Source organism: Streptomyces camelliae (assembly GCF_027625935.1).
Classification (GTDB): domain Bacteria; phylum Actinomycetota; class Actinomycetes; order Streptomycetales; family Streptomycetaceae; genus Streptomyces; species Streptomyces camelliae.
Map to the genome: position 1 here is coordinate 1,806,308 of NZ_CP115300.1, position 24,782 is coordinate 1,831,089.

The 24,782-nt window shown below is 70.6% G+C and carries 21 protein-coding genes and 1 pseudogene; 8 read left to right on the forward strand and 14 right to left on the reverse strand.

Annotated elements, in window-relative coordinates:
* Window positions 1–97 precede the first annotated feature (97 nt).
* Window positions 98–349, reverse strand: a complete 252-nt coding sequence (locus O1G22_RS08390) for a helix-turn-helix domain-containing protein (RefSeq protein WP_270080740.1) — start codon at window positions 347–349, stop codon at window positions 98–100.
* Window positions 350–411: 62 nt separating this feature from the next.
* Between O1G22_RS08390 and map the strand changes: the two genes are divergently transcribed.
* Together map and O1G22_RS08400 are read left to right on the forward strand one after the other, a co-directional pair.
* Window positions 412–1,221, forward strand: coding sequence for a type I methionyl aminopeptidase (gene map, locus O1G22_RS08395; protein WP_270080741.1), 810 nt, complete (start codon window positions 412–414; stop codon window positions 1,219–1,221).
* 30 nt (window positions 1,222–1,251) lie between these two features.
* Entirely contained in the window at window positions 1,252–3,789 is a 2,538-nt protein-coding gene (locus O1G22_RS08400; RefSeq protein ID WP_270080742.1) for an ATP-dependent Clp protease ATP-binding subunit, read from the forward strand.
* Between the two features lie 84 nt (window positions 3,790–3,873).
* Here the strand turns inward: O1G22_RS08400 and ggt are convergent, their stop codons facing one another.
* Window positions 3,874–5,676: a gamma-glutamyltransferase gene (ggt, locus tag O1G22_RS08405; RefSeq protein WP_270080743.1), complete on the reverse strand. Its 1,803-nt coding sequence runs from the start codon at window positions 5,674–5,676 to the stop codon at window positions 3,874–3,876.
* Window positions 5,677–5,820: 144 nt separating this feature from the next.
* On the opposite strand from ggt, the gene O1G22_RS08410 reads away from it, so the two are divergent.
* Both O1G22_RS08410 and O1G22_RS08415 read left to right on the forward strand, forming a co-directional pair.
* Window positions 5,821–6,567: a hypothetical protein gene (locus O1G22_RS08410; RefSeq protein WP_270080744.1), complete on the forward strand. Its 747-nt coding sequence runs from the start codon at window positions 5,821–5,823 to the stop codon at window positions 6,565–6,567.
* Window positions 6,568–6,675: 108 nt separating this feature from the next.
* Complete coding sequence (locus O1G22_RS08415; protein ID WP_270080745.1) at window positions 6,676–8,241, forward strand: CocE/NonD family hydrolase; 1,566 nt, start codon at window positions 6,676–6,678, stop codon at window positions 8,239–8,241.
* Between the two features lie 49 nt (window positions 8,242–8,290).
* Here O1G22_RS08415 and O1G22_RS08420 read toward each other — a convergent pair whose 3' ends face one another.
* The 11 genes and pseudogenes from O1G22_RS08420 to O1G22_RS08470 all read right to left on the reverse strand — a co-directional run.
* Window positions 8,291–9,169 carry an amino acid ABC transporter permease gene (locus O1G22_RS08420; protein ID WP_270080746.1) on the reverse strand — a complete coding sequence of 293 codons (879 nt, stop codon included), beginning with the start codon at window positions 9,167–9,169 and terminating at the stop codon, window positions 8,291–8,293.
* Window positions 9,166–9,810, reverse strand: coding sequence for an amino acid ABC transporter permease (locus tag O1G22_RS08425; protein ID WP_270080747.1), 645 nt, complete (start codon window positions 9,808–9,810; stop codon window positions 9,166–9,168). The genes O1G22_RS08420 and O1G22_RS08425 overlap by 4 nt, the downstream gene beginning before the upstream one ends.
* The gene (locus O1G22_RS08430) at window positions 9,807–10,745 is read right to left on the reverse strand and encodes a glutamate ABC transporter substrate-binding protein (RefSeq protein ID WP_270080748.1); all 939 of its coding nucleotides are present in this window, start codon (window positions 10,743–10,745) and stop codon (window positions 9,807–9,809) included. The genes O1G22_RS08425 and O1G22_RS08430 overlap by 4 nt, the downstream gene beginning before the upstream one ends.
* Before the next feature lie 17 nt (window positions 10,746–10,762).
* Window positions 10,763–11,506 carry an amino acid ABC transporter ATP-binding protein gene (locus O1G22_RS08435; protein WP_225101573.1) on the reverse strand — a complete coding sequence of 248 codons (744 nt, stop codon included), beginning with the start codon at window positions 11,504–11,506 and terminating at the stop codon, window positions 10,763–10,765.
* 136 nt (window positions 11,507–11,642) lie between these two features.
* A complete protein-coding gene (locus tag O1G22_RS08440) occupies window positions 11,643–12,062 on the reverse strand; it encodes a DUF6278 family protein (RefSeq protein WP_270080749.1) in 420 nt (139 codons plus the stop codon).
* Between the two features lie 15 nt (window positions 12,063–12,077).
* Window positions 12,078–12,857, reverse strand: coding sequence for an exodeoxyribonuclease III (locus O1G22_RS08445; protein WP_270080750.1), 780 nt, complete (start codon window positions 12,855–12,857; stop codon window positions 12,078–12,080).
* Window positions 12,858–12,899: 42 nt separating this feature from the next.
* Complete coding sequence (locus tag O1G22_RS08450; RefSeq protein WP_270080751.1) at window positions 12,900–13,535, reverse strand: MBL fold metallo-hydrolase; 636 nt, start codon at window positions 13,533–13,535, stop codon at window positions 12,900–12,902.
* A 239-nt stretch (window positions 13,536–13,774) separates the two neighbouring features.
* Window positions 13,775–15,067 carry a bifunctional 3-oxoadipate enol-lactonase/4-carboxymuconolactone decarboxylase PcaDC gene (gene pcaDC / locus O1G22_RS08455; RefSeq protein WP_270080752.1) on the reverse strand — a complete coding sequence of 431 codons (1,293 nt, stop codon included), beginning with the start codon at window positions 15,065–15,067 and terminating at the stop codon, window positions 13,775–13,777.
* 32 nt (window positions 15,068–15,099) lie between these two features.
* Window positions 15,100–16,197 (reverse strand): IS110 family RNA-guided transposase, encoded by a 1,098-nt coding sequence (locus O1G22_RS08460; RefSeq protein ID WP_270080753.1) that lies wholly within the window; start codon window positions 16,195–16,197, stop codon window positions 15,100–15,102.
* 391 nt (window positions 16,198–16,588) lie between these two features.
* Window positions 16,589–17,827, reverse strand: a complete 1,239-nt coding sequence (locus O1G22_RS08465) for an IS256 family transposase (RefSeq protein ID WP_270079380.1) — start codon at window positions 17,825–17,827, stop codon at window positions 16,589–16,591.
* Between the two features lie 261 nt (window positions 17,828–18,088).
* Window positions 18,089–18,352, reverse strand: a pseudogene (locus tag O1G22_RS08470) (L-tyrosine/L-tryptophan isonitrile synthase family protein); the annotation flags it as partial.
* A 94-nt stretch (window positions 18,353–18,446) separates the two neighbouring features.
* Between O1G22_RS08470 and O1G22_RS08475 the strand changes: the two are divergent.
* On the forward strand, window positions 18,447–18,767 hold the full coding sequence (locus O1G22_RS08475) for a hypothetical protein (RefSeq protein WP_270080754.1): 321 nt from the start codon (window positions 18,447–18,449) through the stop codon (window positions 18,765–18,767).
* A gap of 10 nt (window positions 18,768–18,777) precedes the next feature.
* Here O1G22_RS08475 and O1G22_RS08480 read toward each other — a convergent pair whose 3' ends face one another.
* Window positions 18,778–19,281, reverse strand: a complete 504-nt coding sequence (locus O1G22_RS08480; protein WP_270080755.1) for a hypothetical protein — start codon at window positions 19,279–19,281, stop codon at window positions 18,778–18,780.
* Window positions 19,282–19,609: 328 nt separating this feature from the next.
* On the opposite strand from O1G22_RS08480, the gene O1G22_RS08485 reads away from it, so the two are divergent.
* The 3 genes from O1G22_RS08485 (at window position 19,610) to O1G22_RS08495 (ending at window position 24,768) form a co-directional block, all read left to right on the forward strand.
* On the forward strand, window positions 19,610–21,994 hold the full coding sequence (locus O1G22_RS08485; protein ID WP_270080756.1) for a hypothetical protein: 2,385 nt from the start codon (window positions 19,610–19,612) through the stop codon (window positions 21,992–21,994).
* 135 nt (window positions 21,995–22,129) lie between these two features.
* On the forward strand, window positions 22,130–24,034 hold the full coding sequence (locus O1G22_RS08490) for an exo-alpha-sialidase (RefSeq protein ID WP_270080757.1): 1,905 nt from the start codon (window positions 22,130–22,132) through the stop codon (window positions 24,032–24,034).
* A 494-nt stretch (window positions 24,035–24,528) separates the two neighbouring features.
* On the forward strand, window positions 24,529–24,768 hold the full coding sequence (locus tag O1G22_RS08495) for a hypothetical protein (protein WP_270080758.1): 240 nt from the start codon (window positions 24,529–24,531) through the stop codon (window positions 24,766–24,768).
* The last annotated feature ends 14 nt before the right edge of the window (window positions 24,769–24,782 follow it).

A 24,782-nucleotide genomic window follows, 5' to 3' on the forward strand; every position in this document is an offset into this window, starting at 1 on the left:
CGTCAGCACTCCGACCGCCAGGCAACACCAGTCGTGTTACGGCGCTGCTACGCACGGTTTTCCGGCAGTGCGCGGACCGCTCACCGCACACCCCGTCTCACACTGCGGCCGGCGCACAGCGCGTGACCAGTTCGTCCATCGACAGTCCGAGGACTCCGGCCAGCGCGGCCACCGTGAAGAACGCCGGTGTCGGCGCCCGGCCCGTCTCGATCTTGCGCAGGGTCTCGGCGGAGACGCCCGCCGCGGCGGCCACCTCGGTCATGCTCCGGCCACCGCGCGCCTCGCGCAGCAACTGCCCGAGCCGCTCGCCGCGTTCGCGCTCTTCGGGGGTGAGAGGGGTGCGCACCATTCCCCCATTCTAATACCGGCCATCCCGACGACCCCCATTTAAATACCGGTATAGTAATTGGCATGGTGGAACTGAAGACAGACACGTCGATCGACGCGATGCACGCGGCGGGCCAGGTTGTCGCGCGGGCCCTGACGGCCGTACGGCAGGCCGCGGACGTCGGCGTCTCACTGCTGGAGCTGGACGAGGTGGCACGGGAGGTGCTGCGCGAGGCCGGGGCGTCCTCGCCGTTCCTCGGCTACCGCCCGTCCTTCGCCCCGACCCCCTTCCCCGCGGTGATCTGCGCCTCCGTGAACGACGCGATCGTCCACGGCATCCCCACCCGCTACCGCCTGCGCGACGGCGATCTGCTCTCCGTCGACTGCGGCGCGGTGCTGGACGGCTGGGCCGGCGACTCGGCGCTCAGCCTCACGGTCGGCCGACCGCGCCCGGCCGACCGCCGCCTCATCGACACCGCCGAGCGCGCCCTGGCGGCCGGCATCGCGGCGGCCGTCGCCGGCAACCGCATCGGCGACATCGCCCACGCCGTCGGCAAGGTCTGCCGCGGCGCCGGGTACGGCATCCCGCAGGGCTTCGGCGGCCACGGCATCGGCCGCCGGATGCACGAGGATCCCGACGTCCCGAACGAGGGCCGCCCCGGCCGAGGCCTTCCCCTGCGCCCCGGCATGGTCCTGGCCATCGAGCCCATGCTGATCGCGAGCGGCAAGGACACCTACTACGAGGCGGGCGACGGCTGGACCCTGCGCACGAGCGACGGCTCCCGCGCCGCCCACGTGGAGCACACGGTGGCGGTCACGGAGGAGGGCCCGAGGATCCTCACGGCCCGACAGGCACCCCGCACATGCCAGCCAGCAGCATCCGTGACAAGGTGATATGAACCAGCACCAAAGGAACGGAATGCCATGACCAACGGCTACCCTCCCGACCCCTTCGGTGAATTCCTGTCCCGCTTCTTCGGCGGCACCGGCGGCGCCCCCGCGCCCCGCCACATCGACATCGGCCGCCTGCTCAGCCAGCCGGCCCGGGAGCTGGTCAGAGGGGCCGCCCAGTACGCCGCCGAGCACGGCAGCCGGAACCTGGACACCCAGCACCTGCTGCGCGCGGCCGTGGCGGCGGAGCCCACCCGGAGCCTGCTGAGCCGGGCCGGCGCGGACCCGGACTCGCTCGCCACGGAGATCGACGACCGGGCCGGTCCGGTCCAGCACCCGCCGGGCGACGTGCCGCCGCCGACCTCGCTGTCGCTCACCCCGGCCGTCAAGCGCGCCCTGCTGGACGCGCACGACATGGCACGGGCGAGCGGCGCCGGGTACATCGGCCCGGAGCACGTGCTGAGCGCCCTGGCCGCGAACCCGGACTCGGCGGCCGGGCACATCCTGAACGCGGCCCGGTACTCGGCCGGGAGCCTGCCGCCGGAGGCCCCGGAGAGCACGCCGATCCGCGTGGAGCGGCAGCGGTCCACCGGTACGCCCACCCTGGACAAGTACGGCCGTGATCTGACCGACCTGGCCCGGCAGGGGCGGATCGACCCGGTGATCGGCCGGGACACCGAGATCGAGCAGACCATCGAGGTGCTCTCCCGGCGCGGCAAGAACAACCCCGTGCTGATCGGCGACGCCGGTGTCGGCAAGACGGCCGTCGTGGAGGGGCTGGCGCAGCGCATCGCGGACGGGGACGTACCGGACGGGCTGGCCGGGCGCCGGGTCGTCGCGCTGGACCTCACCGGGGTCGTCGCCGGCACCCGTTACCGGGGCGACTTCGAGGAGCGGCTCAACACCATAGTCGAGGAGATCCGCGCCCACTCCGAGCGGCTGGTCGTGTTCATCGACGAGCTGCACACCGTCGTGGGCGCGGGCTCCGGCGGCGAGGGCGGCGCGATGGACGCCGGCAACATCCTCAAGCCCGCGCTCGCCCGGGGCGAGCTGCACATCGTCGGCGCGACCACGCTGGAGGAGTTCCGGCGGATCGAGAAGGACGCGGCGCTGGCCCGCCGGTTCCAGCCGGTCCTGGTGCCCGAGCCGACCGTCACGGACACCATCGAGATCCTGCGCGGGCTGCGCGACCGCTACGAGGCCCACCACCAGGTCCGCTACACCGACGCGGCGCTGGTCGCCGCCGTACAGCTGTCGGACCGCTACCTCACCGACCGGCGGCTGCCGGACAAGGCCATCGACCTGATCGACCAGGCGGGCGCCCGGGTGCGGCTCGGCGCCGGGACCAAGGGGCAGGACGTGCGCGCGCTGGAGCGCGAGGCCGAGCAGCTGGTGCGGGACAAGGACCAGGCGGTCGCGGACGAGGACTACGACGAGGCGAAGGAGCTGCGCGACCGGATCGGCGAGCTGAAGCGGCGCATCGAGGAGGCGAGCGGCGGCGGCAAGGCCGACGAGGGGCTGGACCTGGAGGTGACGGCGGAGGCCATCGCCGAGGTGGTGTCCCGGCAGACCGGCATCCCGGTCAGCCGGCTCACCCAGGAGGAGAAGGAACGGCTGCTCGATCTGGAGCAGCATCTGCACCAGCGGGTGGTCGGCCAGGAGGAGGCCGTCGCCGTGGTCTCGGAGGCCGTGCTGCGCTCCCGCGCGGGCCTCGCGAGCCCGCGCCGGCCGATCGGCAGCTTCCTGTTCCTCGGGCCGACCGGCGTCGGCAAGACCGAGCTGGCACGGGCGCTCGCCGAGGCGCTGTTCAGCAGCGAGGACCGCATGGTCCGCCTGGACATGAGCGAGTACCAGGAACGGCACACCGTCTCCCGGCTGGTCGGCGCCCCGCCGGGGTACGTCGGCCACGAGGAGGCCGGCCAGCTCACCGAGGTGGTGCGCCGGTACCCGTACTCGCTGCTCCTCCTCGACGAGGTGGAGAAGGCGCACCCGGACGTGTTCAACATCCTGCTCCAGGTCCTGGACGACGGCCGGCTGACCGACTCCCAGGGCCGGACGGTGGACTTCACCAACACCGTCATCGTGATGACCAGCAACCTCGGCTCCGAGGCGATCACCCGGCGCGGCGCCGGGATCGGGTTCGGGCCGGGCGGGGCGGAGGCGGACGAGGAGGCGCGGCGCGAGCAGATCCTGCGGCCGCTGCGCGAGCACTTCCGGCCGGAGTTCCTCAACCGCATCGACGAGATCGTGATCTTCCGGCAGCTGACCGGCGAGCAACTCCGGCAGATCACCGGCCTGTTGCTGGAGGGCACCCGGCGGCTGCTGGACGGGCAGGGCGTCACGGTCCACTTCACGGACGCGGCCGTCGACTGGCTCGCCGAGCGCGGCTACCAGCCCGAGTACGGCGCCCGCCCGCTGCGCCGCACCATCCAGCGGGAGGTGGACAACCAGCTTTCCCGGCTGCTGCTCGACGGCACGATCACCGAGGGCGGCCATGTGACGGTGGACGTGGCGGAGGGCCGGCTGGACTTCCGCACGGACCGCTCCCAGCGGCCACCGCCGGAGCCGTAGGCCGGCCGGGCCCGCAAGCAAGAGTCCCGCGGCGCCGGTCCCCGCACGGGTGCCGGCGCCGCGGGCTTGACGACGTTTCGTCCGCTACGGTGCGGCGGGGTCGACCACCATCGCCGAGCCGCCTCCGCGTCGTACCTTCTCGGCGGCGGCGAGCCACTCGCCGCCCGGCAGGCGTTGCACGCCGGTCGCCGCGCCGATCTCGGGGTTGAGGGAGAAGGAGTGCCCGATGGACTCCAGCTGCTTCCTCACGTCACCGTTGTAGAGGGCGGGTTCGAGTTCGGTCTTCGCCGCGTTGCGCTGGCTGGCGCGGGGTGCGGCGATGGCGTCGACCAGCGGGAGGCGCCGGTCGAGGAACTCGGTCAGGGTCTGCAGCACCGTGGTGATGATGGTCGCCCCGCCCGGTGAACCGAGCGCCACCACCGGCCTGCCGGCCTTGTCCAGGACGATCGTCGGGGAGATCGACGAGCGCGGCCGCTTGCCCGGGCCCGGCAGATTCGGGTCGTGCACCGCCGGGTTGGCCGGGGCGAAGGAGAAGTCGGTCAGCTCGTTGTTGAGCAGGAAGCCCCGGCCGGGCACGGTGATGCCGCTGCCGCCGGTCTGCTCGATGGTGAGCGTGTAGGCGACGACGTCGCCCCACTTGTCGGCCACGGTCAGGTGGGTGGTGTTCTCGCCCTCGTACGTCGTCGGGGCCGCCGTACCGCCCTGGCCGCAGGGCGCCGGGTGGCGCGGGTCACCGGGCGCGAGCGGGCTGGTGAGGACGGCGTCGTCCTTGATCAGGCAGGCCCGCGAGTCGGCGTACCGCTGCGACAGCAGCTCCTTGGTGGGTACGTCCTCGAAGGCGGGGTCGCCGACCCAGCGCCCCCGGTCGGCGAAGGCGATCCGGCTGGCCTCGATGAAGTGGTGCAGATACTGCACCTCGCTCGCCTTCGAAAGGTCGGTCTTCTCCAGGATGTTGAGCGCCTCGCCGACCGTGGTGCCGCCCGAGGAGGAGGGCGCGATGGAGTACACGTTCAGGCCGCGGTACGACGTCCTGGTGGGCGCCTGGAGCTTGGCCCGGTAGACGGCGAGGTCCTTCTCCTCCAGCTTGCCCGGGCGGGCGTGCCAGCCGGAGGCGGGGTCCACCGGCGGGTGTTCGGCCGTCCTGACGATGTCGTCGCCGATGTCCCCGCGGTAGACGGCACCGATGCCCTTGCGCCCCAGTTCCTCGTAGGTGCGGGCGAGTTCGGGGTTCTTGAACGTCGAACCCACCACGGGGAGCTGCCCGTTCGGCAGGAACAGCTTCGCGGTGTCCGGGAAGTAGCGGAACCGCGTCTCGTTGGACGCGGTCTGCGAGCGGAAGGTGTCGTCCACGGTGAAGCCGTCGCGGGCGATCCGCTCGGCCGGCTTCAGGACCGTACCCAGCCTCCTGGTGCCCCACTCGTCCAGCGCCGTCTGCCAGGTGGCGGGCGTGCCCGGGGTGCCGACGCTCAGCCCGCTGCTGACGGCGTCGGCAAAGGCGAGCGGCTTGCCGTTCTCCAGGAACAGGTCGGAGTCGGCGCTGAGGGGCGCCGTCTCGCGGCCGTCGATGGTGTGCACGGTGCGGGTCCGGGCGTCGTAGTAGACGAAGTAGCCGCCTCCGCCGATGCCGGCGGAGTAGGGCTCGGTGACGCCGAGCGCGGCGGCGGTGGCGACGGCCGCGTCGACCGCGTTGCCGCCGCGTCTGAGGACCTCGATGCCGGCCGCGGTCGCGTCCGCGTCGACGCTCGCGACGGCGCCGCCGTAACCGACGGCCACGGGAACCTTGGCGGGTGTGCTGCTCGTCGCGGCGGGCGGCGCCGCCGCCCCCACCGACACCATGGCGGCCGAGACCGCCAGAACCGCCAGTTTCCGTCTGCCAGGGCGACCCATCCGTACCTCCCGTCGGGACCGGTCAGCGCAGCGTAACGAGAATGCCGGGGCCTCGACAGTGGGCCTCGGAGGGCTGCCACACGAACGTCACACGTCGAACACCGGTACGCTCCCGGACGCCTGGGGCCGCTACCATGCCCGGCCATGAACGACGACCTGCGCAACATCGTCCTCGGTCTGGTGGCGACCGGCATCTCGGCCTGCCTCGGCTGGATCGCCCGGACCTCGCTGTGGCGCCGCAAGCTGCGGCGCAAGCAGGCGTTCTTCGGGCTGCCGGACCACTCCGAGTCGCTGCTCGTGGTGAACCGCAACGCGGGCGGTCCGGACCTGTCGGTGATGCGGTACGACGTGTTCGCCCTGCTGGAACTCGCCGCCCTGATCAAGGACTGCCACGCGCACGCGCAGGTCGTGGCGCACGACGCCACCCAGCAGGGCTTCGGCGAGCGGACCGAGTTCTGCGTCGGCGGGCCCTACTCGAACCGCCGGATGGCGGCCCACCTCTCCTCGCTGCTGCCGGGCGTGCGGATGAACGTGGAGACCGACGCCGGCCCGGAGACGGGCGCCTTCCGGATCGGCGGGGAGCACTACCGCATGGACGGCGGCCGCAGCGAGTACGTGCTGCTCGCCCGGATCGGCGCGGACGGGCACGGCTCCGGCCGCCCGGTGTTCCTCTTCTGCGGCCAGCGGGCCATCACCAACCAGGCCGCGACCCGCTATCTCGCCCGCCACCACGAACGCCTGCACCGCAAGTACGGCACCGGCTCCTTCGTCCTGCTGCTGAAGGTGCTCAACTCCCAGGCGTACGGCCCCGACGTGGTCGAACTGGTCGCGGACGTCACCCGGGCGGCGCGCACCCCGCTGCCCGAGACGGCGCCGGCCACCGGCGCGTGAGGCTTCAACAATCTTTACCGGCACGTAACTTACCGACGGGTTACTTGCGGTAAGCGGCCACGGTTACCGTCGGGTCACTTTGCACTGACACGAGTGAAGGAGTGACCCATGGGACAAGGTCGCACCACTCTGCGCACCGCCGCCGCAGCCGTCTCGGCGGCGCTGATCTCCGGCGGTGTCATCGGCCTGGCCCCGGCCGCACAGGCCGCCGCCCCCGCCGTGCGCTTCGTGGACATCACCGGCGACGGCGGCACCGTGCTGAAGGCGAACGTCGTCGCACCCGCGCACGCGAACGGCGCGCACCGCTACCCGCTGGTCGTGCTGCCCACGAGCTGGGCGCTGCCCCAGGTGGAGTACCTCGCCCAGGCGCAGAGGCTCGCCGATGCCGGCTATGTGGTGCTCAGCTACAACGTGCGCGGGTTCTGGCAGTCCGGCGGGCAGATAGAAGTGGCCGGTCCGCCGGACGTGGCGGACGCCTCCAAGGTGATCGACTGGGCCCTCGCGCACACCCCGGCCGACCCGGGGCACATCGGCATGGCGGGGGTGTCGTACGGCGCCGGGATCAGTCTGCTCGCCGCCGCCCACGACAAGCGGATCAAGGCGGTGGCCGCGCTCAGCGGCTGGGCGGACCTGGTCGACTCGATCTACTCGGGCCGCACCCAGCACGTCCAGGCGCTCGCCGTGCTGGACGGCGCGGCCACCCTCACCGGCCGCGAGAGCCCCGAGCTGCGCGAGATGTTCGACAACCTGTACTCCTCGAACCTGTCGAAGGAGCGGGAGATGATCGCGTGGGGCCGCAAGCGCTCCCCCGCGGCCTATGTCGACCAGCTGAACCGGAACGGCGCCGCCGTGCTGCTCGCCAACGCCTGGGGCGACACCGTCTTCAACCCGAACGAGTACGCCGACTTCTACCAGAAGCTGAAGGTGCCCAAGCGGCTGGAGCTGCGCCCCGGCGACCACGCGACCGCCGAGCTGACCGGCCTGTTCGGGCTGCCGAACGACGTCTGGACGGACACCGAGCGCTGGCTCGACCACTACCTCAAGGGCGCCGACAACGGCATCGACCGTGAGCAGCCGGTCCAGGTGAAGTCCCGTAGCGCGGGGGGATACGAGGGCTACCCGGACTGGAAGTCGGTCGGCGCGACCCGGAAGAAGATCGCGCTCGCGGGCTCGACGACGATCCACGCGAATGTCGACTCGGGCGCGGACGGCGGGATCGTCTTCCTCTCCAGCATCCTGGACCAGGTCGCCCAACTGCCCCCGATGGCCTCGATACCGCTGCTGCCGCGCCGCTGGGCGGCCGTGTGGCAGTCACCGAGGTACGGCAGCGCGCAACAGGTGCGCGGCACGGCGACCCTGCACACCACGCTGACCCCGACGGCGGAGAGCGGCACCCTTGTCGCCTACCTGTACGACGTGGGGCCTCTCGGCCTCGGCAAGCTGGTCACGCACGCGCCGTACACCTGGCACGGGCGGACGCCCGGCACGCCGTTCGACGTGGACCTGGATCTGTTCTCCACGGCCTACGACGTACCCGCCGGGCACCGCCTCGCGCTGGTGGTCGACACGGTCGACCCGCTGTACATCGAGCACAACCCGTCCGGCGCGCAGCTGACCTTCTCCTCGCCCTCGGACGACCCGTCGTACGTGTCCGTCCCGGTGCGCGAGCAGTGATCTCCGGCTGCCGCCGGACGAGCCTGGCCCGTGTGAACTGCCGCCCCTCCTAGGGTTTCGGGGCCAAGGGGGGCTCCCTGCCCGGCAGCAGCGCCCCAGGACCCGGTGTGGCGACCGCCACCGCCCGGGTCTTGGGGCTGCGCTGCTCACGGCGGGACACCCGGACGGCGCACCACGAGAGCAGCATGCACATCCCGATGTAGATCGGTGAGATCACCATCACCACAGGGATGAACGGCAAATCGTAGTCGAGGTTGGAGGCGATCAGTTTCCCGGCATGGAGGAACTCCTCGTAGGTGATGAGATAGCCGAGGGAGGTGTCCTTCAGCGCGACCACCAACTGGCTGATGATGGCCGGCAGCATGGCGCGTACGGCCTGCGGGACGAGGACGTGCGCCATGACCTGGGTCTTGCGCATGCCGAGCGCGAACGCGGCCTCCCGCTGGCCGCGTTCGACCGCACCCACACCCGCCCGGAAGACCTCGGCGAGCACCGAGCCGTTGTAGAGGGCGAGTCCGGCGACCAGTGCGGGCAGCGGCTGCACCTTGAGCGCCACGAAGATGAAGAAGATCATCACCAGCACCGGCATCGCGCGGAAGAACTCCACGACCACCGCGGCCGGCAGACGCACCGCCCGGTGGTCCGACAGCCGTCCGGCCGCGAGCAGCCCGCCGAGGACGAGGGAGAGCGCGGCCGCGATCGCGAAGGCCTTCAGGGTGTTGCCGAGGCCGCGCAGCAGCAGTTCCTGGATCCCCTTGTACGCGAAGGGCATCCACTTCGTGCGGGTGAACTGGCCGGTGTCGAACAGCAGATACAGGATCCAGGCGACGAGGCCGAGGAGCACGGCCGTGGACAGCGTGCCGTAGAGGCGGTGCCGCCGCCGGGTGCGCGGGCCCGGGACGTCGTAGAGGGCGGTGGTGGCGGTCATCGGGCGACTCCCCAGGTGCGCTCCAGCGCGTGGAACAGCGCGCTGATGGCGAGCGTGATGATCAGGTAGCCGAGGGCGATCCAGACGAAGGTCCAGACGATGTCGTAGCCCAGCTCGTTCAGCGTCTTGTACGTGCCGAGCAGTTCGGTGACGCTGAACGCGCCGGCGATCGCGGAGTTCTTCGCGAGTGCGATGAGCGTGGAGCCGACCGGCGGGATCACCGACCTGAACGCCTGGGGCAGCACGACCAGGTTCAGGGTCTGGCCGAAGGTCATGCCGAGGCTGCGGGCGGCCTCGCCCTGTCCCCTGGGCACGGTGTTGATGCCCGAGCGCAGCGCCTCGCAGATGAACGCCGAGGTGTAGCAGCCGAGGGCGAGGACGGCGAACAGCTGGAAGGGCAGCACGAGTCCGAACCGGGGCAGTCCGAGCACCACCGCGAAGAACAGCAGGGTGAGCGGGGTGTTGCGCAGCACGGTGACCCACACGGTGCCGAAGACCCGCAAGGAGGCGACCGGGGCGACCCGGAAGGAGGCCATCACGAAGCCCAGCACCAGCGCCAGCAGCCCGGCGTAGACGGTGAGTTCGACGGTGCCGAGGAATCCCCGGGCGTAGGTGGAGAAGTTGTCGGTCAGTACGTTCATGCCGTCCTCGCGGCGGGAGCCGGATAGCGGTCGATGGCGGGCGGGCTGGGCGCGGGCACACCGGACAGACCGAGCGTGGCCTCGTACGCCTTCTTCCAGTCGCCGTCCTTCTCCCGGGCCGCCAGGGCGTCGTCGAGGGCGAACCGCAGGGCGCTGTCGCCGCGCGGGACGCCGATGCCGTACGGCTCCCGCGAGAACGGCTTGCCGACGACCTTCAGTTCGTCGGGGACCTTGGCGGCGTAGCCGATGAGGATGGCGTCGTCGGTGGTGACCGCGTCGACCTGGTAGGTGAGCAGGTTGTCGACACAGGCCGAGTAGGTGTCGTAGGCGACGAGGACCGCCCTCGGATAGTCGGCCTGGATGCGCTGGTACGGCGTGGAGCCGGCGGCCGAGCAGACCCGTCTGCCGTCGAGGTCCTGGGGGCCGTGGATGCCGTTCTCGTCCGTGCGGACCAGCAGGGACTGGCCGGCCATGTAGTAGGGCCCCGCGAAGCCGACCAGCTTCTTGCGGCCCGCGTTGATCGTGTAGGTGCCGACGTAGTAGTCGATCTGGCCGTTCTGCAGGGCGGTCTCGCGGTTGGCGGAGGCGACGGTCCTGAAGTGCACCGACTCCGGCGGGAGGCCGAGGGAGGCGGACATCATCCTGGCGATCTCGATGTCGAAGCCGGCGTAGGTGCCGCTCGCCGGGTCCTTCTCGCCGAGGTAGGGCTGGTCCTCCTTGGCGCCGACGACGAAGTAGCCGCGCCGTTTCGCCCGGGTCCAGGTGCCGGAGGCGGGCAGGGCGAAGTCCCGCGCCACCTGGTAGTGCGGGAGCCGGTCGGCCGCCGGGCCCTTGCTCGGCGGGCTGCCCTCCTTGCCGCAGGCGGCGGCGAGCAGCGCGAGCGCACCGCACAGCGCGGCGCCGAGAGCTCGGGGCACACGGGTGCTGCGGATCATGGTGTGCGCTCCCCCGGTCAGTGCTTGAGGATCTTGGAGAGGAAGTCCTTGGCGCGCTCGCTGCGCGGGTTGGTGAAGAACTCCTCGGGGGTGCGGTCCTCGACGATCCGGCCGTCGGCCATGAAGACGACCCGGTTGGCGGAGGCACGGGCGAAGCCCATCTCGTGGGTGACGACGACCATGGTCATGCCGTCGCGGGCGAGCTGCCGCATGACCTCCAGCACCTCGTTGATCATCTCCGGGTCGAGGGCGGAGGTGGGCTCGTCGAAGAGCAGCGCCTTGGGTTCCATGGCGAGGGCGCGGGCGATGGCCACGCGCTGCTGCTGGCCGCCGGAGAGCTGCGCCGGGTACTTGTCCGCCTGGGCGAGCAGGCCGACGCGGTCGAGGAGGGCGCGGGAGCGGCGGTCGGCGTCGTCCTTCCCGCGCCTGCGGACCTTCACCTGCGCGAGGGAGACGTTCTGCAGGACCGTCTTGTGGGCGAAGAGGTTGAAGGACTGGAAGACCATGCCGACCTCGGCACGGAGCCGGGCCAGGGCCCTGCCCTCCTCGGGCAGCGGCCGCCCGTCGAGCGTGATGGTGCCGGACTGGACGGTCTCCAGCCGGTTGATCGTCCTGCACAGCGTCGACTTCCCCGACCCCGACGGGCCGATGACCACGACCACCTCCCCCTTGCCGACGGTGAGATCGATGTCCCTGAGGACATGCAGCTCCCCGTAGTACTTGTTGACGCCCTGCAGTTCGATCAGCGGATCGACGGCCATACGCAGCCCCACCCACTCTCAGCTGTGTCGTGGTTGCCGCAACCTATCCAGACACCGGTGGAGTCGACGGACGACACGCACTTTTCGGGCATTAGCCGTATTTACGGGGGTGGGTTCAGGGTTTACGGGGGTGGGTTCAGGGCTCGGCGATCTCCGCGTACAGCTGAGACAGCTCGGGAACACCGCTCGCCGCCCAGCTCTGCCCGGCGTCCGCGACCTCGAACTCCCGCCCGGAGGCGAGGAGTACGACGGGCTCGCCGTCGGAGCGGATCCGCCAGGCGGCACCCGGCACGGTACGCACCACGACCGTGCCCAGATAGAGCCCGGCGTCATGGCCGAGCCAGGGCAGGGTCTCGGCGTCGTCGCGCCAGCGCGGGACGAGCTGGTCCAGGGCCTCCAGGGAGGCCGGGGTGTCGTCGAGCCGGACGCCCTCCTCGGCCGCCTGCGCGCGCAGCAGCTCGCACTCGGACAGCAGCGCGGCGGCCGCCTCGGGGTCGGCCGCGAGGTCGGCGCCGCCGTGCTTCTTGTGCCCGTGGCCCAGGAACGGAAGGTTCATGGACCCAGCGTGGCATCACACGTCGAGGTCGACCACCACGGGCGCGTGATCGGAGGCACCCTTGCCCTTGCGCTCCTCGCGGTCCACGTAGGCGTCCTTGACGGCCTTCGCGAACGGCGCGTTGCCGTACACCAGGTCGATGCGCATGCCTCGGTTCTTCGGGAAGCAGAGCTGGCGGTAGTCCCAGTACGTGTACGGGTGGTCGTACTTCAGGGGGCGGGGGACGACGTCGTTCAGGCCCGCCTCGCGCAGCGCGGCGAGGGCGGCGCGCTCGGCGGGGGTGACGTGGGTGGAGCCCTCGAAGACGGCCGGGTCGTAGACGTCGTCGTCCGTCGGCGCCACGTTGTAGTCCCCCAGCACGGCGAACGGGCGGCTGCCGCCCGCGTCGCCGGCGACGGCGGCCTTCAGTGCCTCGAACCACTGGAGCTTGTAGGCGTAGTGCGGGTGCTCCACCTCGCGGCCGTTGGGGACGTACACCGACCAGACGCGGACCGGGCCGCAGGTCGCCGAGATGCCGCGCGGCTCGGTCACGCCGTCGTAGCCGGGGTCGCCGGGCAGGCCCTTGACCACGTCCTCAAGACCCACCCTGGAGAGCACCGCCACGCCGTTCCACCGGCCGGTGGCGTGGACCGCCGTCTCGTAGCCCAGCTCGCGCAGTTCCCCGACCGGGAACTGCTCCTCGGCGACCTTGGCCTCCTGCAGGCACAGCACGTCGGTGCCGCTGCTCTCCAGCCAGGCCAGCAGCCTCGGGAGGCGGGCGGTGATCGAGTTCACGTTCCAGGTGGCGATGCGCATGCCTCACAACCTACCCGGAGGGTGTGACAAACCGGCCCCCGCTCAGACCTCGGCGGAGGCTCCCGGGGTCAGCCGCTGGTGGTCGGTGCCGCCCAGGGCGCCGATCTGGCGGTCGTAGATCGGCCGGGCGAGGTCGGTGAGCAGGGCGTCGTGGACGTCGTAGGCGCGCTGCGGGCGCACCTCGCGGACGTAGTCGATGACCTCGGAGATCTTGTTCCAGGGCGCCATGACCGGGAGCAGCAGAGTGTCGACGGGGTGGTCGGGGACGGTGAGGGCGTCGCCGGGGTGGAAGACCCGGCCGCCGTCGACGAGGTAGCCGACGTTGGTGATGCGCGGGATGTCCGGGTGGATGACGGCGTGCAGTTCGCCGTGGACCTGGACGTCGAAGCCGGCCGCGGTGAAGGTGTCGCCGTGGCCGACGGTGTGCACGCGCCCCGGGAAGGCGGCCGCGATCTGCTCGGCGACGGACTTCAGCGTCCAGACCGCGGCGCCCGGGTTCGCCTCCAGGGCGGCCCGCAGCCGGCCCTCGTCGAAGTGGTCCGGGTGCTCGTGCGTGACCAGGATCGCGTCCGCGCCGACGGCCGCGTCCTGCTCGCTGAAGCCGCCGGGGTCGATGACGAGGGTCCGCCCGTCCTTCTCCAGGCGGACGCAGGCGTGGGACTTCTTCGTGAGCTTCATGCTGCCCCATCTTGCCGAAGTCCCACCGGCCCCGCCGACCCCGGCGGCACCGGAGTCACCGAGAGACACACCGGAATCCGAGGGGCGCCACCTGGCTCACCCAGCCCATTGAGCTCACCGGGCTCATGCAGCGCACCTGGCCCAGCCGCACCCCGGCTCACCCAGCCGCACCCCGGCTCACCCAGCCGCACCCCGCTGCCACCCCGGCTCACCCGGCTGCCACCCCGCTCACCCGGTGTTCACTCGGCGGGCGTGGTCTCCTCCTGGATGACCTCCTGGGCCACCCGGAAAGCGCTGTTCGCCGCCGGCACCCCGCAGTACACGGCCGCCTGCAGCAGCACCTCCTTGATCTCGTCCGGGGTGAGACCGTTGCGCAGCGCCGCCCGGGTGTGGAAGGCCAGCTCCTGCAGATGGCCGCCGGCGACCAGCGCGGTCAGCGTGATGCAGCTGCGGGTACGGCGGTCCAGACCCGGCCGGTCCCAGATCTCGCCCCAGGCGTAGCGGGTGAGGAAGTCCTGGAAGTCCCCGGAGAAGTCGTCGGCCGCGGCCAGCGCCCGGTCCACGTGCGCGTCGCCGAGCACCTCACGGCGGATCTTCAGCCCGGTCTCGTACCGGTCGGCCGGCGCGGGAGCGTCGGCCGGCACGGCGGCCGGGGCGATCTCGGCGACCGGCACGGGCTGCGGCGCGGCCGGGACCGGGACCGGCACGGCGGCCAGGCTCGGCAGGGCGGTCTGGCCGGTGTCGTAGGGCTGCTGCCAGGCGGTCGCGAAGTGATGGGTCAGCAGGTCGGTGACGGCGGCCGGCTGCTCGACCGGCACCAGGTGGGAGGCGCCGGGGACGACCGCGAGCCGGGCGTCCCGTATGCCGGCCACCAGGGTGCGGGCCTCGGCGGGGCCGGTGACCTGGTCGTCGGAGCCGACCAGCACGAGCGTCGGTACGCCGACCCGGCCCAGCTCGGCGCGTACGTCGAAGGCGGCGAGGGCCTCGCAGGCGGCGATGTAGCAGCCGGGGTCGGTGGTGCGCACCATCTGCACCGCCCACTCGGTGATCGCGGGCTGGGCGGCGGCGAAGGAGCCGGTGAACCAGCGCTCCGGGGAGGTCCGGGCGATCGGGTCGAGCCCGTTGGTCCGCACGATCACCCCGCGCTGGCGGAACTCGTCGGCGGTCCCGAACCGGGGCGAGGCCGCGACCAGCGCCAGCGAGGCGAGCCGCTCCGGGTGCCGCAGCGCCAGCTCGATCCCGATCGCCCCGCCCAGCGCGCAGCCCGCGTACCCGAACCGCTGTACACCGGCCGCGTCCAGCGTGGCCAGCAGCCGGCCGGCCAGCTCGGCGACGGAACCGGCCGGGTGAGCGGGGGCGCCGCCGTGTCCGGGCAGATCGAAGCGGAAGACCCGCCACTGCTTGCTCAGCTCAGGCACCTGCCGGTCCCACATGTGCCATGTGGTACCCAGTGAGGGACCCAAGATCAGGACCGGAGCGTCTTCTGGCCCGTCAAAGCGGTATTGCAGGGTGTTCGGTGGTGTCTCACTCACGCCCCAGACCCTCTCACGTCTCACGGACGCCCCTATGACGGGGGAACGCCGGGTACCGTTCTGACCAGGTTGAAGACCTCGCGGGCGGCATATCGCTTGAGGCATCGGATGATCTCGCGTCGGGTCTTGCCCTCCCGGGTGCGGCGTGCGAAGTACGCCTGGGTGCGCGGGTCGTGGCGCAGCCGGGTGAAGACGATACGGTGCAGGGCGGCGTTGGCCTGTCGGTCGCCGCCGTGGTTGAGCCGCCGCGTGCTCCGAGGGCCAGAGGAGTACTCGACGGGGCTGACTCCGCAAAGGGCAGCAAAGGACGCCTCAGTGTTCAGTCGCTCGGGGTTGTCTCCCATGGTGATCAGCAGGGTGACTGCGCTGTCCGGGCCGATGCCCACCGGTACGAGTAGCTGCGGGGCGTGGTGTTCGACGAGCTGGGTCAGGCGTTGGTTCAGCTCATCGATCTGCCCGGTGAGCTGTTCGATGCGCTCGGCGAGCATTCTCAGGGTCATGTGGGTGGCCTGGGCCACCGCGTTCTCGCCGTCCTCGCCGTCGCCTGGCCCGAGGCGTGCGCAGGTGCGGAACAGCTCGCGGTTGCCCAGGCTGGACAGTCGTTCCCGCAGTGCGGGATCGGCGATGACCAGGACGGCTTTGAGCTGGTTGATCGCCTGGGTACGGGCCTTGACCGCGGAGTCCTTGGCGAGCTTGAAGATCCGGGCGCTGTGCACCGGACCGTCGCCGGACTTGGCCCGGGCCCGGGCGCGACCGCTGAGCACCGCTCGCGCGGCGGCCTGAGCGTCGAGCGGGTCCGACTTCCCGAGCAGCCGGCGGGCCGAGCGGTCGGGCCGGTTCACTTCGAAGACCTGAATCTGCTGTGCCAGCAGGTAGCGGGACAGGCCCGCGCCGAAGGTGCCGGTGCCCTCTACACCGGCACGGCGCACCGTACCCAGCTTGCGGGCCCACATGAGCAGCCGCCGGTAGCCGGCCACCGTCGCGGGAAAGGACTCGGTGCCCAGGATCTTGCCCAGCGGGGACACCACGGCGGCGACGTGCACCTCACCGTGCGTGTCCACGCCCAGTACGACCTCTCTCCGCACGGGAGGATCGGTACTGGAGTATGTGCTGCGCTGTCTGGTCGTCATGGTGGTCCGCCTCCCGCGTGGTGACGTACTGGGTGAGTGGCACCGGCCAGCTCGGGCGGTCTGAACCGTGATGGCGCCTGATCGTTGGCAAGGCCCCTATTGGGACACGCCCTGTGGCTCGGTGACAGCAGGCGCCATCCCGCAACGACAGTCGACACGCCTGTGACTGGACACTTCGGTCATAGATCTCATGAGTCAGACCCGCGTCCGGGACAGCACTGCGCAACCGTCCCATTGATCCCGGCGCAACGGCATGACTCGATCACTGCCGGATGGCTTCGTCCGAACCGGTGCTCAATCTGGCCTGGACGGGCTGACAACGCGTTGAGTCTTCGGGTCACGTCCGCGGGAGTGGTGTATCGACGGCCACTCGGTGATCTCTTCTTTGAGGCTATGCGGTGAGTTCCGTCGGGATGACTGTGTCGTCGGTTTCTGACTCGATCGGGTGGAGGCGGGCCTTGGCCAGCAGGTCGAGTCCCATGTAGCGGCGGGCTTCGGTCCACTCGTCGTTCTGCTCGGCCAGCACCGCGCCGACCAGGCGGATCAGGGCGGTGCGGTCGGGGAAGATGCCGACCACGTCGGTGCGGCGGCGGATCTCCTTGTTGAGCCGTTCCTGCGGATTGTTCGACCAGATCTGCCGCCAGATCTCGCGCGGGAACGCGGTGAACGCCAGCACATCGCCCTGAGCGGCGTCCAAGTGGGCTGCCGCCTTGGGGAACTTGGCCTCCAATGCGTCCAGGACGTGCCGCATCTGGGACTGGACTGCATCGATGTCGGGTTGTTCGAAGACGGTCCGCAGCAGCGTGGCCACCCACGGCTGGGCCGACTTGGGCACCTGGCTCAGCAACGCGCGGGCGTAGTGAGTACGACATCGCTGCCAGCTCGCGCCGGGCAGGGTGGCCCCGATCGCGTTGACCAGGCCCATGTGCGCGTCTGAGATGACCAGTTGGACGCCCGATAGGCCGCGGGCGATCAGGGAGCGCAGGAAGGCCAGCCAGCCGGCGCCGTCCTCGGCAGTGGCCACGTCCAGGCCGAGAATCTCACGGTGCCCATCGGCGTTGACGCCGACCGCGATCAGCGCGTGGACGTTGATGATGCGGCCGCCCTCGCGAACCTTCTGCGTGAGCGCGTCCACCCAGACGAACGCGTAGGGGCCGGCGTCCAGGGGCCGGTTGCGGAACGCGGCGACCTGTTCGTCGAGATGCTTGGCCATGGCGCTGACCTGGGACTTCGACAGCTGGGTGACGCCCAGGCTCTCGGCGAGCTTCTCCACTCGGCGGGTGGAGACGCCGAGCAGATAGGCGGTGGCGACCACGCTGATGAGGGCCTGCTCAGCCCGGCGGCGACGCTCCAGCAGCCAGTGCGGGAAGTAACTGCCCTGACGCAGCTTGGGAACGGCGAGTTCGACGGTGCCCGCGCGGGTGTCCCACTCGCGAAGGCGATACCCGTTGCGATGGTTGACTCGCTCGTCGCTGACCTGCCCGTATTCAGCATTGCAGAGGGCATCGGCCTCGGCGGACATGAGCGCGTCCGCGAACGTCTTGACCATCGCGCGCAGCAGATCGGGACTCGCCGCTGCGAGGTTGTCCTCCGCGAGGGCGTGCAGGGGCAGACTGTCGGGTGCGGTCATCGTGCTGATCTCCTTCGTGACTCGACATCTCGAAGATCAGCCGGTGGCCGTTCATCTATGCGGGCGTCACCCCGACGCGGGAGCAAACCCCCGGATCAGGTCGAACCCGTACACCACTTCCCAGGACGCAACCAGTCTTGCCTCGCGACCGGAATTGGCGGACAGCCTGTGGCCTGCGTACCGGCAGTCCTTCATCGACCACGGCACGAACGGACTCGGACGCGGTGGGCCCCGCCTCTTCAGGACCGCGTTGGTGCACTCTCACTGAGCTCCAGGCAGGCAAGCTGACCAGTTCTGGTCGAAGTGACTGTCTCTGCCGCCTTGCCGCACCAGTCGACCCATCCGGGCGGCTTCGGCTCTGGGCATGAGAGTCCACCTACCGTCGCTACGGCGCAAGGCGGCGGAGTGCCAGGGAGTCGTCCAGGCGTCGGGGGCGTTGAGGAGGCGGATGCCGAACTTCGGAGCGTCGATGGGCTGGGGATGGATGGAGAGGCGTACGGCGCGGGGGTGGTGTTCGGCGATCAGGGTGACCCGGCCGTGCCTGCGGGGCTTCGTCGGGGCCGGAGCGCCTTCCTGGCTGGCGCCGTCAGGTCACGGGGTTTCGCGCTAGGTTTCGGACGTGGCGCACGATGAGGCAAGGCAGCTGGAGGTCGTCCACCGTCCCGGGGATCCGCTGGCACCGCCGCTGCATATACAAGTGGGCGACGAGGTCGCGATCACCCTGTACGGATCGGCCGCCTATGGGTGGACGTCGGTCGAAGTGGTCACAGGGCCCTTGGCGGTGATCGCGGCGGAAACAACGGACGGAACCGTACGGGCCACGGTCAGGGCTGTGGGTGTCGGTGAGGCGGAGCTGCGATCGGCGTCGTCGTTTCGCGGAGATCGGTTCGGGCCGCAGACGCGGCTCTGGCGGCTGCTGGTCCACGTCGAACCGGCGTAGCGTACGACTGTCACGGGACCACGGTGAGGGTCAGTTGCCAGGCCCTCGAGGGCGGACCGTGCGGGTCGGGCGTGTAGGTGTCGGCCGAGCTGAGCGTCGCGGTCCCCGCAGAGGCGGCGCGCGCGGTGGCGGACCGAGTACCGTCGGATGCGGTGTGGTCGTCGAGCAACGTGACGGTGTTCGGGTTGGAACTCCTGACCGGTGCCCAGCCGTAGTTGGCCGGCGACTTGAGGGTGAGACGGATCGTCGTGCCGACCTGCAGACAGGCGGTACGCAGAGGATTGTCGGCCGCCGGATACAGGACCGTGACGGTGCCGCTGAGGCACGGTCGGGTGGAGCCGGAGGCCGGCGAGCCTGCAGGGGCCGAGGTCCCGTGGGACGACCGGGTCGAAGCGGGGGGCGAGGGGCTGTTCTTGGCGGGCGCGGTGGCCCCGGTGCCGGACGCGCAGGCGGCGGCTGAAACAATGAGGGCGAGCACGGCGAGTGAACGGGCGCCGGTGCGGCGGTGTCTCACGATGGCCCCAGGTGGAGTCGGGACAGTCCGACGGTGGGACGCGGCTGAGGCTGGATCCGTTCCGTGATCCGGCGGGGACTCGCGCTCCCAACTACGGGCGATACAGGGAAATCCCTTGTGCCGACACAGAGGAAACCCTGTGTTTTTACTGTGAGTTGACTGAAGTCTGTAAATTCTCGGTTGCTTCGCGCCACGCAGGCTGCATCTCTCTTGTTGCGTGACATGTCCGGTGCAACCATCCCGGATTGCGAACACGCGCTCCATCGGCGTGAACGTCCTTCTTCTCCCCGCATGCCGGGCGATCTCCGGCTGGCCGAAAGGATGTTCCGTGTCCCGATCCAGACGCAGACGCGGCCGCATAGCCGCGCTCACCGCGATCCTGACCGCAGTCCCTGCCCTCTGGCTCGCCGCCCCCGCGGCCCAGGCCGCCCCCGCACCCCACACCCCGGCGGCCCGCCACTCGGCCGACACCGGTCCCGCCGTCCGGCACGACACCTCCCCCACCCTGCGCTCCATGGCTGCCCACGCTCACCACGGCCACCACGGCAAGAAGCAGCAGGACGACGACCCCGGCGAGGCGCGCCTGCCGCACCCGCCCGCGTCCCACATCCCCGACCCGGTCGTCCAGTCCAGCCCCGGCGGGCCGTCCGCCCCCTCGACGGGTACGAACTTCGAGGGCATCGGTGCCGGCAACTACTCGATCACCGGTGTCCCGCCGGACCCGAACGCCGCCGTCGGCTCCAGCCAGATCGTCGAGACCGTGAACACCGCCTACGCGGTGTACTCCAAGTCGGGTGCCACCGTCCTCGCCCCGACCGACACCAGCACCCTGTGGTCCGGCTTCGGCGGATCCTGTCAGTCCACCAACGACGGTGACGCGGTGGTCCGCTGGGACACCCTGGCCAGTCGCTGGGTGGTGACACAGTTCGCGAACGTGTCCTCGTCCTCCGGCCCCTACTACGAGTGCGTGGCCGTCTCCAGCAGTTCGGACGCGACGGGCAGCTACTACCGCTACTCGTTCCAGTACGCGAACTTCCCGGACTACCCGAAGCTGTCGGTGTGGCCGGACGCGTACTACGTCACCTACAACATGTTCACCGCCTCCGGCAGCTTCCTGAACGCCGAGGCGTGCGCCATGAACCGGTCGGCCATGCTCACCGGCGCGAGCGCCGCCCAGCAGTGCTTCACCACCTCGTCCTCCTACGGCGGCCTCCTCGGCGCGGACCTGGACGGCTCGACCGCTCCTCCGTCCGGGGAACCGGAGCTGATGGTGGGCCTGGGCACGACGAGTACGACGCTGGCGTACTGGAAGTTCCACGTCGACTGGACGACGACCTCCAACTCGACGTTCAGCGGCCCGTCGACGCTGACCGTGGCGTCGTACACCACCGCCTGCGGCAGCTCCGGCACCTGCATCCCGCAGACCGGGACCAGCCAGCAACTCGACTCGCTCTCCGACCGGCTGATGTTCCGCCTGGCCTACCGCAACTTCGGCGACCACGAGTCGCTCGTGGTCAATCACGCAGTGACAGCAGGCAGTTCCGTGGGCGTGCGCTGGTACGAGCTGCGCATGTCCGGCGGCAACCCGACCGTGTACCAGCAGGGGACGTACGCCCCGGACTCCACCTACCGGTGGATGGGCTCGATCGCCGAGGACAAGGTGGGCAACATCGCCCTCGGCTATTCCCAGTCCTCCTCCTCGGTGCACCCGTCGATCCGCTACACCGGCCGACTGGCCGGGGACACGCTCGGCTCGATGACGCAGGGCGAGGTCACCGCGATCACCGGCGGCGGCTCCCAGACGACATACAGCCGGTGGGGCGACTACACCTCGATGTCCGTGGACCCGACGGACGACTGCACGTTCTGGTACACGAACGAGTACATCCCCTCCAACGGCAATTTCAACTGGCACACCCGGCTTGCCTCGTTCACCCTGCCTAACTGCGGCTCCACCGCGACCAACGACTTCTCCATCGGCGTCAGCCCGGCCTCGTCCACTGTCGCCGCCGGCTCGTCGGCGAGCACCACGGTCTCCACCGCGGTGACTTCGGGTTCGGCGCAGTCGGTGAGCCTGTCGGCATCCGGGCTGCCGAGCGGGGCGACCGCGACCTTCAACCCGACCTCGGTGACCGCGGGCGGTTCATCGACGCTGACGGTGGCCACGTCGTCGTCGACTCCGGCAGGGACGTACAACATCACGGTCACCGGCACCGGCGCCTCCGCCACCCACACCGCGACCTACACGCTGACCGTCACCTCCGGCAGCGGCGGCGGTGGTATCACCAACGGCGGCTTCGAGACTGGCAGTCTGTCCGGCTGGACCTCGGCCGGGACCACGTCCGTGGTCAGTTCCGGGGCGCACAGCGGCACCTACGCCGCCCGGGTCGGCAGCACGTCGCCGACCAACGGCGACTCCTCCATCGCCCAGACGTTCACGGCCCCGTCTGGGACCAGCAAGCTCGGCTTCTACTACAACGTGACCTGCCCGGACACGCTCACCTACGACTGGGCCACGGCCACGCTCAAGGACAACACCACCGGCACCACGACCACCGTTCTGGCCAAGACCTGTGTGTCCTCCTCCGGCTGGATCCAGAAGACCGCCTCGGTCACGGCCGGGCACAGCTACACGCTCACGCTCATCAGCCACGACGACAACTACACGGGTGACGCCACCTACACCCGCTACGACGACGTGACCCTGTCCTGACCGGCGTCGGGCCAGAGATCGGTTCCTGAAACGTCGTGCCCGGGGCGGACCAGCGGACCTGCGCCGGTGGTCCGCCCCACCTCGAACGCCCTCGCTTGAGGGCACACCCCCCCATCGACGACAAGGGGTCTCCTCATGTCGCGCACTGCTGTCCGTAGATCCGTGGCGACCGCCACCACCGCCCTGCTCTCTTTAGGCGGCCTCCTTCTCGCATCTCACCCGGCCCTGGCCGACGTCTCCAACGGCGGCTTCGAATCCGGCAGCCTGACCGGCTGGACCTCCGCCGGGACCACGTCCGTGGTCGGCTCCGGCGCCCACACCGGTACGTACGCCGCCCGCGTCGGCGGCACCTCACCCACCAACGGCGACTCCTCGATCGCCCAGACCTTCACCGCGCCGACCGGCGCCACCCAGCTGTCGTTCTGGTACAACGTCACCTGCCCCGACACCGTCACGTACGACTGGGCCACCGCCACCCTGACCGACACCACGACCGGCACCACAACCACCGCGCTGGCCAAGACGTGCACCAACGGTCAGGGCTGGAAGCAGGTCACGTCGTCCGTGACCGCCGGCCACAGCTACACCCTCAAGCTCGTCAGCCACGACGACAACTACGCGGGCGACGCCACCTACACCCTCTACGACGACGTCGCCTTCACCACCGCCACCCCGCCGCCCGGACTGACCCAGGTCAGCACGGATCCGTTCACCAACTCCTCCAGTCAGCACGCCACCGAGCTGGAGCCCGACACCTTCGCGTACGGCAACACGATCGTCGCCTCCTCCCAGGTCGGCCGGTTCACCGACGGCGGCTCCTCCGACATCGGCTGGAACACCTCCACCGACGGCGGCACCACCTGGCAGCACGGCATGCTCCCCGGCATCACCACCTACCAGGGCGGCACCTGGGCCCGCGTCTCCGACCCGGCCGTCGCCTACGACGCCAAGCACGGCACCTGGATGGTCGCCGGACTGGTCATCGACTCGAACGTCAACGGCGCCGGCGTCAGCGTCAGCCGCTCCACGAACGGCACGAACTGGCTCAACCCGGTGATCGCGGTCGGCAACGACGGCCAGGGCTACGACAAGGAGTGGATCGTCTGCGACAACTCCGCCACCAGCCCGTACTACGGCACCTGCTACGTCGAGGTGGACGTCACGTCCTCGGGCAACGCGGTGGTGATGAGCCGCTCCACCGACGGCGGCGCGACCTGGTCGGCTCCGGTGGCCCCGTCCGGAGGACCGAGCGGCCTGGGTGGCCAGCCTCTCGTACAGCCGAACGGCACAGTCGTGGTCCCCTACTCCGCCAACGGGTCCTCGATCCGCGCCTTCAACTCGACCAACGGTGGCGCCGGCTGGTCCTCCAGCACGCTGATCGCCAACGTCTCCAGCCACGGCGTGGCCGGCAACCTGCGTGACGGTGAGGGCCTGCCCTCCGCCGAGATCGACGGATCCGGCAAGATCTACGTCGCCTGGCAGGACTGCCGCTTCCGCTCCGGCTGCCCGGCCAACGACATCGTCTACGCCACCTCCACCAACGGCACCAGCTGGTCATCGGTGACCCGGGTCCCCATCGACGCCACCACCAGCGGCGTCGACCACTTCATCCCCGGCATCGGCATCGACCCCGCCACCTCCGGCACGACGGCGAAGATCGGCCTCTACTACTACTTCTACCCGAACGCCAACTGCACCACGTCCACGTGCCAGCTGGAGGTCGGCTACATCTCCTCCGCCAACGGCGGCAGCACCTGGAGCGCCCCAGCCACGGTCGCCGGCCCCATGTCCCTGTCCCAGATCGCCGACTCCACCCAGGGCAGCATGGTCGGCGACTACATCTCCACCTCCGTCGTCAGCGGCAAGGCGGTCTCCGTCTTCGCCGTCGGCAAGGCCCCGGCCAACGGGCAAGCCTTCGACGAGGCCCTCTACACCGCCGGCCCGCTCACCGTCAGCGGCGGCAGCGCACGCTCCACGACCCACGGCGCGGTGACCGTCTCCTCACCGCGCATCACCGGGACGCTGCCGATCCGGCACTGACCTGGGAAAGCACACGGTGCGCTCCGGCGGGGACGCCGGGGCGCACCTTTGTATAAGGGGGCGCACAGGAACCGGCCGTCGGGCCAGGACGTCACAGTGGCGTGCCGCGACGTGAGGAGGCAGGTGTGGCGCTGGAGCAGCAAAGACGCAGGCCGGGGCTCGAGGGGCCCTGGTTCGGGGCCGCCGTGGTTGCGGTGGCCTGCCTTCTGACCGCCTGCGGAAGCAGTGGCAGCAGCTCACACTCCGACGCCACGCCACCGCGCCCTTCCGCCGACCCGCACGCCACAACGCCGTCGGCAAGCAGTACGGGGGCGGCAGATCATCCAGTCTCGCCCTCCACGTCGCCATCGGCCACAGCACCTCCCGGGACACCGTCGTCGCCCCCGAGGGGCACCGCCACGCCCCCTGCTGCGGCCTCCACGTCGTCGGGCTGCCTGGCAGGCTCCGCCACGATCACCCACGGCGCCGGGGACGCCGCCGCCCGTAGCCTGTGTGTGCGCTCCGGCACGACGGTGACCGTCGTCCTGGAGCCCCGCGCCCAAGGCTCCTGGCCGCAGCCGCGCAGTAGCAATCCGATGCTGGCGCTGGTGACCTCCGCCGTCACCGACGGCAAGGGGGTCACCCGGGTCACGGTGCGTGCCGCGCGCATCGGATCGGCGTCCGTGACCTGGGGTCCCGAGGGCGCGCCGCTCTTCACGCTTCGGCTGAGTGTGGCGGCGTATCCGGTGCAGTGAACGTGAACGCCGGA